This is a genomic window from Streptomyces sp. NPDC059452 (assembly GCF_042750035.1).
Lineage (GTDB): Bacteria > Actinomycetota > Actinomycetes > Streptomycetales > Streptomycetaceae > Streptomyces.
The window spans coordinates 131,345-144,498 of the sequence record NZ_JBHYVE010000008.1 but is presented as its reverse complement, the minus strand read 5'-3'; the positions used below and the strand labels follow the sequence as shown (position 1 = coordinate 144,498).

General features: G+C 72.1%; 16 protein-coding genes. All 16 read right to left on the bottom strand.

Annotated elements, in window-relative coordinates:
• Positions 1–61: 61 nt before the first annotated feature.
• The 16 genes from whiG to ACFW9Z_RS13825 all read right to left on the bottom strand — a co-directional run bounded on the left by whiG (position 62) and on the right by ACFW9Z_RS13825 (position 12,658).
• Positions 62–898 (bottom strand): RNA polymerase sigma factor WhiG, encoded by an 837-nt coding sequence (gene whiG / locus ACFW9Z_RS13900; protein WP_384639180.1) that lies wholly within the window; start codon positions 896–898, stop codon positions 62–64.
• A 254-nt stretch (positions 899–1,152) separates the two neighbouring features.
• Positions 1,153–2,265: a DNA-processing protein DprA gene (gene dprA / locus ACFW9Z_RS13895; RefSeq protein ID WP_384639463.1), complete on the bottom strand. Its 1,113-nt coding sequence runs from the start codon at positions 2,263–2,265 to the stop codon at positions 1,153–1,155.
• A 275-nt stretch (positions 2,266–2,540) separates the two neighbouring features.
• Positions 2,541–4,169 carry a YifB family Mg chelatase-like AAA ATPase gene (locus tag ACFW9Z_RS13890; RefSeq protein ID WP_384639177.1) on the bottom strand — a complete coding sequence of 543 codons (1,629 nt, stop codon included), beginning with the start codon at positions 4,167–4,169 and terminating at the stop codon, positions 2,541–2,543.
• A complete protein-coding gene (locus tag ACFW9Z_RS13885; RefSeq protein ID WP_384639174.1) occupies positions 4,169–4,528 on the bottom strand; it encodes a YraN family protein in 360 nt (119 codons plus the stop codon). Before ACFW9Z_RS13885 ends, ACFW9Z_RS13890 begins: the two co-directional genes overlap by 1 nt.
• Positions 4,529–4,691: 163 nt before the next feature.
• Entirely contained in the window at positions 4,692–5,000 is a 309-nt protein-coding gene (locus tag ACFW9Z_RS13880) for a DUF2469 domain-containing protein (RefSeq protein WP_109381766.1), read from the bottom strand.
• A 64-nt stretch (positions 5,001–5,064) separates the two neighbouring features.
• Positions 5,065–5,553, bottom strand: coding sequence for an NUDIX hydrolase (locus ACFW9Z_RS13875; protein ID WP_384639460.1), 489 nt, complete (start codon positions 5,551–5,553; stop codon positions 5,065–5,067).
• A gap of 95 nt (positions 5,554–5,648) precedes the next feature.
• Entirely contained in the window at positions 5,649–6,398 is a 750-nt protein-coding gene (gene lepB / locus ACFW9Z_RS13870; RefSeq protein WP_384639170.1) for a signal peptidase I, read from the bottom strand.
• Positions 6,399–6,448: 50 nt separating this feature from the next.
• The gene (lepB, locus tag ACFW9Z_RS13865; RefSeq protein ID WP_384639457.1) at positions 6,449–7,387 is read right to left on the bottom strand and encodes a signal peptidase I; all 939 of its coding nucleotides are present in this window, start codon (positions 7,385–7,387) and stop codon (positions 6,449–6,451) included.
• Positions 7,290–8,366 (bottom strand): signal peptidase I, encoded by a 1,077-nt coding sequence (gene lepB / locus ACFW9Z_RS13860; protein ID WP_384639167.1) that lies wholly within the window; start codon positions 8,364–8,366, stop codon positions 7,290–7,292. The genes lepB (ACFW9Z_RS13865) and lepB (ACFW9Z_RS13860) overlap by 98 nt, the downstream gene beginning before the upstream one ends.
• Positions 8,359–9,132: a signal peptidase I gene (gene lepB / locus ACFW9Z_RS13855; protein ID WP_384639164.1), complete on the bottom strand. Its 774-nt coding sequence runs from the start codon at positions 9,130–9,132 to the stop codon at positions 8,359–8,361. The genes lepB (ACFW9Z_RS13860) and lepB (ACFW9Z_RS13855) overlap by 8 nt, the downstream gene beginning before the upstream one ends.
• A gap of 69 nt (positions 9,133–9,201) precedes the next feature.
• The gene (rplS, locus tag ACFW9Z_RS13850; RefSeq protein WP_384639161.1) at positions 9,202–9,552 is read right to left on the bottom strand and encodes a 50S ribosomal protein L19; all 351 of its coding nucleotides are present in this window, start codon (positions 9,550–9,552) and stop codon (positions 9,202–9,204) included.
• A 130-nt stretch (positions 9,553–9,682) separates the two neighbouring features.
• Positions 9,683–10,504, bottom strand: coding sequence for a tRNA (guanosine(37)-N1)-methyltransferase TrmD (gene trmD, locus ACFW9Z_RS13845; RefSeq protein WP_384639159.1), 822 nt, complete (start codon positions 10,502–10,504; stop codon positions 9,683–9,685).
• On the bottom strand, positions 10,504–11,106 hold the full coding sequence (rimM, locus tag ACFW9Z_RS13840; protein ID WP_384639156.1) for a ribosome maturation factor RimM: 603 nt from the start codon (positions 11,104–11,106) through the stop codon (positions 10,504–10,506). Before rimM ends, trmD begins: the two co-directional genes overlap by 1 nt.
• Before the next feature lie 118 nt (positions 11,107–11,224).
• Positions 11,225–11,464 carry an RNA-binding protein gene (locus ACFW9Z_RS13835; protein ID WP_003980229.1) on the bottom strand — a complete coding sequence of 80 codons (240 nt, stop codon included), beginning with the start codon at positions 11,462–11,464 and terminating at the stop codon, positions 11,225–11,227.
• 2 nt (positions 11,465–11,466) lie between these two features.
• Positions 11,467–11,907, bottom strand: coding sequence for a 30S ribosomal protein S16 (gene rpsP / locus ACFW9Z_RS13830; protein WP_018488710.1), 441 nt, complete (start codon positions 11,905–11,907; stop codon positions 11,467–11,469).
• 157 nt (positions 11,908–12,064) lie between these two features.
• The gene (locus ACFW9Z_RS13825; RefSeq protein WP_018509633.1) at positions 12,065–12,658 is read right to left on the bottom strand and encodes a hypothetical protein; all 594 of its coding nucleotides are present in this window, start codon (positions 12,656–12,658) and stop codon (positions 12,065–12,067) included.
• Positions 12,659–13,154: the final 496 nt, after the last annotated feature.

Below are 13,154 nucleotides of genomic sequence, written 5' to 3'. Positions count from 1 at the left end.
GTGCCGGAGGGAAGGGCCGAGCCCGGGGCCGTGCGTTCGGATCAGGCCGGAGGGAGGGGTTTCAGCGACCGGCGTCGGCCAGTTTGGCCCGCAACTGGAGCACGGACTTGGTGTGGATCTGGCTGACCCGGCTCTCCGTCACTCCGAGGACGTTGCCGATCTCCGCGAGGGTCAGGCCCTCGTAGTAGTAGAGGGTCACCACCGTCTTCTCCCGGTCGGGGAGCGTGTTGATGGCGCGCGCGAGCAGCCTTCTGAGCTCGCGGTCCTCGGCCACCTCCACCGGGTTGTCGGCGGCGGTGTCCTCCAGGGTGTCCATCAGGGTCAGCCGCTCGCCGCCCTCGCCGCCCACCTGGAGCATCTCCTCCAGGGCGACGACATTGGCCAGCGACAACTGGCTGAAAACCGCGTGCAGTTCCTCCAGGCCGATGCCCATCTCCGAGGCCACCTCGGCCTCGGAGGGCGTGCGCCTCAGCTGGGCCTCCAGCGTGGCGTAGGCGCGCTCCACGTTCCGCGCCTTCTGCCGGACGGAACGGGGGATCCAGTCGAGCGCCCGCAGTTCGTCGATCATCGCGCCGCGGATCCTGGTGATCGCGTACGTCTCGAACTTGATGGCCCGCTCGATGTCGAACTTTTCGATGGCGTCGATCAGTCCGAAGACCCCGGAGGAGACGAAGTCGGCCTGCTCGACGTTGGACGGCAGCCCCACACTCACCCGGCCCGCGACGTACTTGACGAGCGGCGAGTAGTGCAGGATCAGCTGCTCCCGCAGCCGCTCGTCGCCGGTGGTCTTGTACGAACGCCACAGTTCGTCGAGCGAGGAGGGGGCGGGAGGGCGCACAGTGCCACGCGCAACCGGTGGTACTGCCGCGCGGTCAGACCCGGAGGTGTGCTGGGGCATGTGGTGCCTTGAGCCGTTCTGCCGTGAAGTGCTGGGGGACTTTTGTCTGGGGCGGAATCCTTGTGAGCGTAGCGTGACTACGGCGTCGCAGTCCGCACAGGAGCGGAGATCCGGGCTGCGTGATTGCGTTCTGCCGTTCACGCTGCCCGCACCCGCCGGGAGCCGGGCCGACACCGTGGTCAACGGCCCCGGCGCAGGTCACCGATCGATCGTGCGAGGTCATCGGCCTTACCTTTTCACCCGAATGCTCCAGGTCAAGGACCGCCTCGCCGCGCGTCGCCGTTGCGTGGCGCCGGGCGCGTCAACCTCCAGCTGTCGCCTTCCCGTTCGACGAACCCCAGTGAGTGCAGTTCGTACAGTCGCCCGAGTGTTTCGTCGGTGGAGGTCCCCGCCTCGCGGGCGAGGTCACGGGGGTGGACCGAGCCGTGGTAGGGGAGGGCTTCGAGGACCCGCGCCCCCGCCGCGTCCAGCCGGTCCCGGGGCAGCAGCGGGCCGCGCCGGTCCGGTGCGAGGTCCCCGATGTCCCCGATCAGTTCGGCGACTTCGGACGCGTCGGTGACCAGCACCCCTTCGCCGCGCAGCAGTTCGTGGACCCCGGCCGACAACCCGCTGGTGACGGGCCCGGGCACCCCCATCGCGAACCGGCCGAGCCGCTGCGCCTGACGGGCGGTGACCAGGGAACCGCTGCGGTACTCGGCCTCCACGACGACCGTTCCCCTGGTCAGGGCGGCGATCACGCGGTTGCGCAGGACGAACCTGCTGCGCGTCGGGTGGGCGCCCGGCGGCAACTCCGCGATCACGAGGCCCTGTTGCACCACCCGCCCGAGCAACTCCGCGTGGCCGCGCGGGTAGGGTACGTCGACACCGCAGGCCAGCACCGCCGCCGTCGCGCCGCCCACGGCCAGCACCCCCCGGTGCGCCGCTCCGTCCACCCCGAACGCGGCGCCGGACACCACCACCCAGCCGCGCTCGGCCAGCCCGGCGCCGAGCGTGGCCGCCATGTGGGCCCCGTACGGGGTGCAGGCCCGCGCGCCGACCACCGCGACCGAGCGCAGGGCCCACAGCCGCAGGTCCGGCCGGCCCCGCACCCAGAGCCCGACGGGCCGTGCGTCGCCCAGGTCGTCGAGCTGGCTCGGCCACTCCCGGTCCCCCGGGCAGACGAACCGCCCGCCCACGGCCGCGACGGCCGCCAGGTCCCGCTCGGGCTCGGCCGCCGCCGCGCGGAGCCGGTAGCCCTCCAGCCGTACGGCGCTCATCCCCCGTAACCGCTCGGCGGTGCCGTCCGCGACGCACAGCGCCCGCAACAGCCCGACGGGCCCGGTCTGCCGCAGCCATCCCCCGGCACGCTCGTCCCCCGGCTCCAGCACCCGGGTCAACGCGGCCCGCGCCAACCGCTCGGCCTCCGACACCGCCCCCGACCGCCGCTCGTCCGGCTCCGGCCCCAGGGCTGGCTGCCCACAGTCCGCCCCGAGCCCCGGCTGCTGCGGGCCCGGCCCCGGCCCCGGCCTCCGTTCAACCGGCGTCGGCCCCTGGACCGGCCGCTCTCTGTCCACCCCAGCCCCCGGCCCCGACCGCTCCAGGGCCAGCCGCTCCAGGCCCGGCCGCTCCAGGCCCGGGCCCGACCGCCCCGCCTCCACCCCCTTCACAGCGCCCCCGCCTCCACCGGCTCCATCGGCGCCCCCCGCTGGATGCCCGTCCGCAGTTCCAGGGCCACCGCGATGTCGTGGGCCTCCGGCCGGGGAGCGCCCCGTAGGTCTGCCACCGTCCAGGCCACCCGCAGCACCCGGTCCAGGCCCCGGGCGGTGAGGAGGCCGCGCTCCAGGTCCCGTTCGGCGGCGGCCAGGGCGCCGGGGGCGGCGAGCAGGCGGGTGCGCAGTTCGTGGCCGGGGACCTCGCTGTTGGTGGTCCACGGCGTCCCGGTCAGCCGCTCCGCCGCCCGTGCCCTGGCCTCCCGCACCCGCGCGGCCACCACGGCCGTCGGCTCGCCCCGGCCGCCCTGCTCCAGCAGGTCCGCCCGGTCGACCGGCTCCACCTCGACCCGCAGGTCCACCCGGTCGAGCAGGGGGCCGGACAGTCGCGCCTGGTAGCGGCGGGCCACCGAGGGCGGGCACTCGCAGCCCGCCCCGGTCAGGGTGTGCCGCCCACAGGGGCACGGGTTGGCGGCCAGCACCATCAGGAACCGGGCGGGCAGCCGCACCACCCCCGCCGCCCGCGCCACCACCACATGGCCGGACTCCAGCGGCTGGCGCAGCGCGTCCAGCGCCTTGCCCGAGAACTCCGGCGCCTCGTCCAGGAAGAGCACCCCGCGATGGGCGAGCGAGACCGCCCCCGGCCTCGGCATCCCGTTGCCCCCGCCCACCAGCGACTGCATGGTCGCCGAGTGGTGCGGGGCGCAGTAGGGCGCCCGGGAGACGAGCGGTTCACCCGGGGGGAGGATGCCCGCCACGGAGTGGACCGCCGTCACTTCGAGGGATTCCTGCCGGGTCAGCGGCGGCAGGACCGTCGAGAGCCGCTCGGCCAGCATGGTCTTGCCCGCACCCGGCGGACCCGAGAGCAGCAGGTGGTGTCCCCCGGCCGCCGCCACCTCCAGGGCCCTGCGGGGGCGCAGCTGCCCCGCGACGTCGGCCAGGTCCGGGGTGTGTCCCTCACCGCGTGCGGAGGCCGGGGCCAGCCCGGCGCCGAGGCTGCCCGGGACCATGAGTCCGGCGAGCATCGCGTCGGGGCGCCCCCGGCCCTCGGCAGACTCATCGGGGACCGGTTCGTCGCAGAGCACGGCGATGAGCTGGCGCAGGCTCCGTACGCCGAGGACCGAGATGCCCGGCACCAGGGCGGCCTCCCCCGCCGTCTGCTCGGGGACGACGACGTACTCGTATCCGGCCTCGGCCGCCGCGAGGACGGCGGGCAGCACTCCCCGTACGGGACGGACCCGCCCGTCGAGCCCCAGCTCGCCGATCATCACCACATCGGCGATGGCGGCGGGGTCGAGCCGCTCCGCAGCGCCGAGCACCGCGCACGCTACGGCGAGGTCGAAGCCCGAGCCGCTCTTGGGGACCGAGGCCGGGGAGAGCCCCACCGTGAGCTTCTTCTGCGGCCACTCCGCCCCGGAGTTGACCACCGCCGCCCGCACCCGGTCCCGGCTCTCGACCAGGCTCTTGTCCGGCAGCCCGACCAGGGTGAAGGCCGCCACCCCGGGCTCCAGATCCGCCTGGACCTCCACCACCACGCCCTCGACGCCGACCAGCGCCACGGAACACGCCCGTGCGTACCCCATCAGGACACCCCCCGCGCATGCTCGGTGACGGGAGCTCCGCGCCGGGGCACGAGCACCCCGACCAGATCGATCCGGACCCCGCCCGGCGGTGGCCCACCGTGCCGGTCCAGCCAGATCTCGGCGAGCCGCCGCAGCCGGTCCGCCTTGACCGGGGTGACCCCGGCCATGGGATGTTCGAACCCGCCCGACCTGCGGGTCTTCACCTCGCAGAAGACCAGTGCGTCGCCGTCCCGGGCGACGATGTCGATCTCTCCGGCGCGACAGCGCCAGTTGCGCTCGATCACGGCCATTCCGGCGTCGGTCAGCAACCGTGCCGCCAGATCCTCGCCGTACCGCCCGAGTGCCCCCCGTGCGTTCATTCGGCACCACCTCCGGGACCGACTCTGACCCGGCCGCCGGAATGTTGTGGATCTTGGTGGACAACCTTCCCGATGTGGAAAACCCGGCCACCCACACGGGTGACCGGGTCTGTACCGCGTCTCGCACGAGTCGGCGGTCCCGTGACGTACGGACCGCGCGGGGTCAGCCTCCCGGAAGTTCCAGATCGCTCTTGTTGAGCTCTTCGATATTGACGTCCTTGAAGGTCAGCACGCGGACCTTCTTGACGAACCTCGCGGGCCGGTACATGTCCCAGACCCAGGCGTCCGCCATGGACACCTCGAAGAAGACCTCACCCTGGACGGAGTGCACCTGCATCTCGTAGTCGTTGGTGAGGTAGAAGCGCCGTTCGGTCTCGATCACATATTTGAACAGACCGACGACATCGCGGTACTCCCGGTAGAGCTTCAGCTCCATCTCGGTCTCGTACTTCTCGAGGTCCTCGGCGCTCATGGCATGTTTCCCCTTCAGCCGTGCGTCCCCCCATTGTGCGTCAGCCTTCGACGCCCCTGGACGATCAGACGATTTCGGGGGCGAGGACCGACGGGACACGCGGGGGACCCTCGTCGAGGAGCGTGCGCAGCAGCTCGGCGAGTCTGGTCGGGTACACCGTCTCACGCGTCGCGAGAAGTTCGGCGGAGGTCCACCACCTCAGACCGTCGACGCTGCGCAGTTCCAGCTCGGTGAGGCCCCGGGGGTCGGTGGCGGTCCGTTCCGTACGGGCCAGGAAGTACCACTCGTCCTGGTCCCAGCGCCGCCCGTCGAACGGGAAGGAGCAGATCCGCTTCCAGATCACCGGGCCCAGCTCGATGCCGGTGATCCCGGTCTCCTCGGCCACCTCGCGGCGGGCCGCCTCCTCATGGCTCTCGTCTCCCTCCAGGCCGCCGCCGGGCGTGAACCACCAGTCGTTGCCGGGGTCGCCGGGCTCATGGCCGTGGAGCAGGAGGATCCGGTCCTCCGGGTCCAGGAGCACCACCCGGGCCACCCTGCGCCTCGCACCGGCCACCGGGCCGCTCCGACCGCCCGCCTCACCGGCCACCGGGCCGATCCCATCGCCCGCCTCACCGGCCACCGGCCCGATCCCATCGCCCGCCTCACCGGTCACCGCGCGGCCCCCGCGGCCCGCCTGCGGGCGGAGCGGGCGGCGATGGGCCCGTACGCGGCTCCGCCCAGGATGAGGACCATGCCCACCAGCGCCGCCCCCACCTGGAGCCGGAGCGGGCCGTCGGCGGAGACTCCGCCGGGCAGCGCGGCGAACGACTCGGGGCGGCCGATCATGCCGTTCATCGGCCAGGCCACCGCGTCGACCCGGCCCTGGACCGCGCTCAGGGGTACGGAGCCCTGTCCGGCGTCCGCCAGGTGGACCCGGGAGTCCAGGGAGGTGGACCGCTCGTCGCCGAGGAGGAAGATCTGCCCCTCGGGCACCTCGGCGGAGAACTCCTGCGGCGAGGCGGGCGCCGGGGTGCCGTCGGCGGGGCCCCGGTTCAGATACGGCTCCTCGACGGGCGTCCCGTCGACCGTGAGCCGCCCCTTCTCGTCGCAGCAGGCCACCGTGTCCCCGCCGACGCCGACCACGCGCTTCAGCATGGGAGTGTCCCCCCAGACCTTGTCGGTGAAGACCACCACGTCACCACGGCGGACATCGGCGCCGTCGATCCGCTGCGCGAGCACCCGGTCGCCCACGTTCACCGTGGGCGACATCGACGCGGTGGGGACGCTGTACGGCTTGTAGACCACCGCCGCCCAGAGGAACCCGCCGAGGAACAGCACACAGCCGACGGCCACGGCCAGGCCCGACACCATCGCGCCGGCCCGGCCGTGGCCGTCCTCACCACCTCGCGTACCGCTCATCCCAGCGCTCCCCCATCGGAGATCGACAATCGCTGATCCGAGTCGGCACCCTACCCGGCGGTACGCCTCACGGTCAGCCTCCTGCGCCGCCAGAGCACCAGGGGCAGCGCTCCGGCCACGCCCAGCGCGGCCGGGGCCATCGCGGCGGCCGCGTTCAGACCGGGCTGGTCGAAGGTGCCGGGCACCGGCAGGGTCGCCCAGCGGCCCACCGGCCAGGCCACGACGATCGCACGGCCGACGACCTCGTCCGTGGAGACGGTGCCCTGGCCGGGAAGCTCCTGGTGGTAGCGGGAGTCCAGCGAGTTCTGCCGGTGGTCGCCCATGACGAAGATCCGGCCCTCCTCCACCTTGATCGGTCCGAAGGGCCTGTCGTTGCACGGGGTGTTCCCCGGGAAGATGAACGACTTCTCGTCGAGCGCCTTGCCGTTGACCGTGACCGGTCCGTTCTCCTTGCACTCCACGGTGTCACCGCCGACCGCGATGACCCGCTTGATCAGGTCCTTCTGCTCGGAGGAGGGCATCAGGCCGATGAAGCTGAGGAACTTCTGCGCCACGTTGGGCTCCGGAACGGCGGTGTCGTCCAGCCAGCCGCCCGGGTCGTGGAAGACCACGACCTCGCCGCGCTCCGGCTCGGCGCCGAACCAGGGCGTCAGCTTGTCGACCAGCACCCGGTCGCCCCGCTGCAGGGTGTTCTGCATGGAGTCCGAGGGGATCGAGAACGCCTGGACCAGGAACGTCTTGATCAACAACGCCAGAATCAGTGCGATACCGATGAGCAGCGGCAGCTCCATCCAGAAGGAGCGCTGCTTTCTGGGGGGCCTGCCACCGTCCCCGTCCGGCGTACCGCCGTCCCCGCCGGGCGTACCGCCGTCGCCGCCCGGAGCGCCGCCGTCACCGTCCGGCGGGCGGGGCGCCCCGCCCGCGGGAGACTCGTCGCGCCCCGGCCGGTCCTCGGGTTCGTCGTGTCCGGATCGTGCGCCGACCGCCAAATCCCCCACATCCACTCCTCAATACGTGCCACTGCCCGCGCCCGATCCGGTGCAGGCCCACCACTCCCATAACGAGCGGGAGTTCCGCAGGGGTCGGGAGCCGGACCATTCCGTCCCGATCCGGAGTGGCAACCCTATGCGACGGGGCCGGACCCGCCGCCTCCGCTCCGCTCGCGCGGTCCACGGCGGCGAAGGCCTCGCGCTCCTCCAGGGTGCTCCAGTTGCCGAGCGGCCAGGCGATCACCACGGCACGTCCCACCACCTCGTCCTCGGAGACCGTGCCCTTGTCGGGCTCGTCGAGGTGGAAGCGGGAGTCGGCGGAGTTGGACCGGTGGTCGCCCAGCATGAAGAGCCGCCCCTGGGGGACCTCCACCTCGAACTGGACGGTGGAGGGCCGGTCGTCGGGGTGCAGGTAGGGCTCGTTCAGCGGTACGCCGTTGACGGTGACGCGGCCGTCCTCGCCGCAGCACTTCACGGTGTCGCCGCCGACGGCCACCACGCGTTTGATCAGGTCCTGCTCGTCGTCGGAGGGCAGCAGGCCGATGAAGGTCAGCGCCTCGGTGATCTGCTTGATGCCGACCGGCGGGTCCTCCTTCTCCCCGGTGTTCTCCTGCTGGAGCCAGCCGCCGGGGTCCTTGAAGACGACAACGTCGCCGCGCTGCGGTTTCGACCCGAACCGCGAGGTCAGCTTGTCCACCAGGACGCGGTCGCCGATCTGGATGGTCTGCTCCATCGATCCGGACGGGATCACGAACGCCTGGACGAGGAAGGTCTTCAGGACGAGCGCGATCAGCAGCGCCATGACGATGAGGACCGGTATCTCCTTCACCGCGGACCTGCGGCGCTTGCGCCGGACCTTCTTGGCGAGCCTGCGGCGCTCGGCCCGGGTCGGCAGCGAGCGGGGGGTGGTGGGCCGGCTCCCGGTCGGCAGGGAGGCGTCGGGGTCCGGGGCGCCGCGCGGGCGCCCTCGGTTACCCATGCGCCCTGCCGGGTGCCCGTACGCCGTCGAAGGCGCCGGTCTCCGCCAGGCCGCCGATCCGGGCGGGCGGCCAGCCCAGCCAGTCCACCCGGCCGGTCACCCGCTCGACGGGGACCATCCCGCCACCGGGCGACCCGAGGTGGTCGCGGGAGTCGCTGGAGCGGCTGCGGTGGTCGCCGAGCATCCAGAGGGTGCCCTGCGGTACGACGATGTCGAACGGCGCCTCGGAGGCGGTGTCCCCGGGGTGGAGGTACGTCTCGTCCACCGGCACCCCGTTCACCCGGAGCCCGCCCCGCGCGTCGCAGCAGACGACGCGGTCGCCGCCCACGCCCACCACGCGCTTCACGAAGTCGGTGTCGGCGGGCTCGGCCAGGCCCAGGGAGGCGGCCGCCCCGCGCGCCAGCGCGGTCACCGGGTTCGCGTCCAGGTCCTCCCGTACGAAGGAGCCCGTCCCGTCGAAGACCACGACGTCCCCGCGCTGGGGCTCGGCGCCGAAACGGTACGCGAGCTTGTTGACGAGCACCCGGTCCCCGACCCGCAGGGTGGGCTCCATCGAGCCGCTGGGGATCAGGAAGGGCTGGACCACGAAGGCGCTGAACAGCAGCAGCCCGGCCGTGCCCGCCATCCCCGTGAGGAGGATCCGTCGCCGCCAGGACCGTACGGAGGCGACAGCGCCCCGGACACGCGAGAAGCGCGACCCCTCCTCGGACCCGGCGGGGGGTTCCGAGGAGTGATCGCGCTCCGGGTGCTCTGCTTGCGTGTCCATCGCGGCCGAATCCTATCCGGCCGCGCTGTGGACACCAGCGGGTGCCTTACCGGCACCCCTGGAAGCAGCTCAGTTGTCGCGCTTCTCCTTGATCTTCGCGGCCTTGCCACGGAGCTCACGGAGGAAGTACAGCTTGGCGCGACGGACGTCACCGCGGCTGACGAGCTCGATCTTCTCGAAGATCGGGCTGTGCACCGGGAAGGTGCGCTCGACGCCGACGCTGAAGGAGACCTTGCGGACCGTGAAGGTCTCGCTGACGCCCGAGCCCTGACGGCGGATGACGACGCCCTTGAACTGCTGGATACGGGAGCGGTTGCCCTCGATCACGCGCACGTGGACGTTGACGGTGTCACCGGGGCGGAACGCCGGGACGTCCGAACGGAGGGTGGCGGCGTTGACGCCATCGAGCAGGGAAGCCATGAGTTCTGCTTTCTTCGCCGATGCCACAGGTCATCGACGGAATGATCGAGAGGAGTTCGGAGTGCTGTTCGCGTCGGGCGGGCGTCTGTCCCCCTGTGGCAGGGGCGCACGCCGGACGTACAGCAGCGGCCTATTCTTCCACGGCCGGGGGCCTGCGCCAAAATCGGCCGCCGGGCTCCGGCGCGAAGCCGAGGATGGAGAGGATCTCGCGGTCCTTCTTGTCGAAGGCGCTCGCCTCGCACCGCTCGATCAGATCGGGCCGGTTGAGGGCGGTACGGGCGAAGGCCCGGTCCCGCCGCCAGCGCGCGATCTTCCCGTGGTGGCCGCTGAGCAGGACGTCCGGGATACCCCGTCCGCGCCACTCGGGCGGCTTGGTGTAGACGGGCCCCTCCAGGAGGTTGGCCATGGCGCCGGGGGCGAAGGAGTCGTCGCGGTGCGATTCGGCGTTGCCGAGGACACCGGGCAGCAGCCGGGCCACGGCCTCCGTGATCACCAGGACGGCGGCCTCCCCGCCGGCCAGCACGTAGTCGCCGATGGAGACCTCGACGACCGGGAGCCGGGTGGCGTACTCGTCGATCACCCGGCGGTCGATGCCCTCGTACCGCGCCGGGGTGAAGACCAGCCAGGGCTTGGCGGAGAGCTCCACGGCCAGCTCCTGGGTGAACGGGCGGCCGCTGGGCGTGGGCACGACGAGGACCGGGGAGTGCGCACCGGCCTCGTACCCGTCGGCCAGGGCCTCGTCCAGCGCCTCGCCCCAGGGCTCGGTCTTCATGACCATGCCGGGACCGCCGCCGTAGGGGGTGTCGTCGACCGTGTTGTGCCGGTCGTACGTCCACTCCCGCAGGTCGTGGACGTGGACGTCGAGCACCCCGCGGGCGCGGGCCTTGCCGACGAGGGAGACGTTCAGCGGGTCCAGGTACTCGGGGAAGATCGTGACGACGTCGAGCCGCATCAGGAGCCCTCGCCCTTCGGCGCCTCGCCGGACTTCCCGGCCGTCCCCTCGGGCTCCGCCTCCTCGTCGCGGGAGGAGGCCACCACGGCCTCGCTCTCGTCGATCAGGCCGGGCGGCGGGGTGATGACCGCGCGCTGCTCCGCCAGGTCGATCGCGGTGACGATCTCCTCCACGAAGGGGATCATCACCTCGCTGCCGTCGGGGCGCTCCACGATGAAGAGGTCCTGCGAGGGCAGGTGGGAGATCTCGGTGATCCGGCCGATCTCGGTGCCGTCGGCGAGGACGACGTCGAGGTCGATCAGCTGGTGGTCGTAGAACTCGTCCTCGTCCTCGGGAAGCTCCTCCGGGTCCACCTCGGCGATCAGCAGGGTGTTGCGCAGGGCCTCGGCGCCCGTACGGTCGCGTACGCCTTCGAAGCGGAGCAGCAGCCTGCCGCTGTGCACCCGGCCGGACTCGATGGTGAGCGGGCCGGTGGCCGCCGGGTCGGTGGCCAGGACGGCGCCGGGCCCGAGCCGCAGCTCCGGCTCGTCCGTTCGTACCTCGACGGTGACCTCGCCCTTGATGCCATGGGCGCGGCCGATCCGCGCAACTACCAACTGCACGCTGTCTCTCCGATGGGTGGGGTGCGGACGTGGACAGGAGAACGTCCGGGGTGGCCGACGACAAAGGCCGGGGACGGCTCGAAAGCCCTCCCCGGCCCTGGCCGGTGTTCAACTGCGGTCAGCGGACCTGGTCCACGTCGACGAGGTCGACCCGGATGCCACGGCCGCCGATGGCGCCCACGACGGTCCGCAGAGCGCGAGCGGTGCGGCCGTTGCGGCCGATCACCTTGCCGAGGTCGTCGGGGTGGACCCGGACCTCCAGCACACGCCCGCGGCGCAGGGTGCGCGAGGCCACCTGCACGTCGTCGGGGTTGTCAACGATGCCCTTCACGAGGTGCTCGAGAGCCTCCTCGAGCATGCTCAGGCCTCGGTCGACTCGGTGGACGCGGCAGCGTCAGCCGCCTCGTCCGCCTTCTTGTCCGACTTCTTGGCCTTGGGGGTGATGGCCTCACCCTTGGCCTCGTCGCCGTCCGCGGACAGCGCCTCGAACAGGGCACGCTTGTCAGCCTTGGGCTCCGGCTGCAGCAGCGGCGCGGGGGCCGGGAGGCCCTTGTGGGCCTGCCAGTCACCGGTGAGCTTCAGGATCGCGAGGACCGGCTCGGTCGGCTGGGCGCCGACGGACAGCCAGTACTGCGCACGCTCCGAGTTGACCTCGATGCGCGAGGGGTTCTGCACCGGGTGGTACAGGCCGATCTCCTCGATGGCCCGGCCGTCACGGCGGGTACGGGAGTCGGCGACGACGATGCGGTAGTGAGGCGAACGGATCTTGCCCAGACGCTTCAGCTTGATCTTGACTGCCACGGAAGTGGTGTCTCCTGGTCTATGACGTGGTTGGGCACAACTAGATGCCACGTGGGGTTGCGGTACTCGGAGTGCCCGATGGACGCGTCAGCCGGAGGAGAGAGGGGTCCTGTGCGACTGTCGAGTACAGCTAGCCATTGTGCCACACCACTTCGCCTCACCCCACCGCGACCGCCGCTTCCGGGATCTGGAACGGCTTGCCGCAGCCACCGCAGACGATCGGGGCCTGGGCCAGGACCGAGGGGACGACGCGGACGTTGCGTCCGCAGTCGCAGACGGCCTTGACCCGGACACCGCCTCCGGAGGACCCGTGCCGGGCGGCAGGGCCCCGGAAGGAGCGCTTGGTGTCGGCGGCGGTGGCGACCGTGTGCGCCTTGAGGGCGCGCTGGAGCCGTTCGGTGGTCGGGCGGTACCGGCGCTTGGCCTCGGGATTCAGCGTGACCAGCGAGAATCCGCTGCTGGGGTGGGGTTCCTCGGCATGATCGAGGCCCAGCTCCTCGGCGATCGCGAGGAAGCGTCGGTTGTGGTAGCGGCCGGCGCGGGAGGTGTCACGGACTCCTCTCGCGGCGGCGATGCCGTGGACTGCCTCATGGAGCAGTCGCTCGAAGGAGAGCTCGGCGCCACAGGCGGACGAGGACTCTCCGATCAGGGACTCGGGCGCGGCTAGATCGGGCAGCTCGGGGTGGTACCGCTGAATGTCGGCCCACGCCTGTGCCAGCTCTGCGGCAAGTACAGGTGGTGTCGTGCTCACGTCGTGACAACGAGTCCGAGTGCTCCGGTGTTCCTATTCCGGGGCATCCCAAATAATTTGCACGTACCAGTCAGTTGCCCGTGATGTGCCCTGGATGCGTCCGGAGGCGGGCGGGTGCGCCGAACTGCGGAGAAGACGCATAGCTCGCACCAAGGTGGTGCACAGCGCGCGGGATGCGCGGCGCACGGGATGTGCGGTGCGCGGGATGCGCGGCGCACGGGATGTGCGGTGCGCCGGCGCCCGGTGCCGCTTACGGGCCCGGCAGCGAGGGTACCCGGCGGGCCGCTCGACGTGCCCGTCGCCCGGTGTCGGGTAAGACTGGTCCGAAGAGCAGACGTGGGCCGCCATGTGCCGCCGGGTGCGGCCGCACGGCGGTCCGGCGGCAGACCCTCGGGCCGGACCGGGCGCACGACGGACCGGGTTCACGACGGCGTGAAAAGGCCGGGCGCGGCGGTCCGCCGACGGGGCGCACGACCGGGGTACGCAAAGAGTGCCC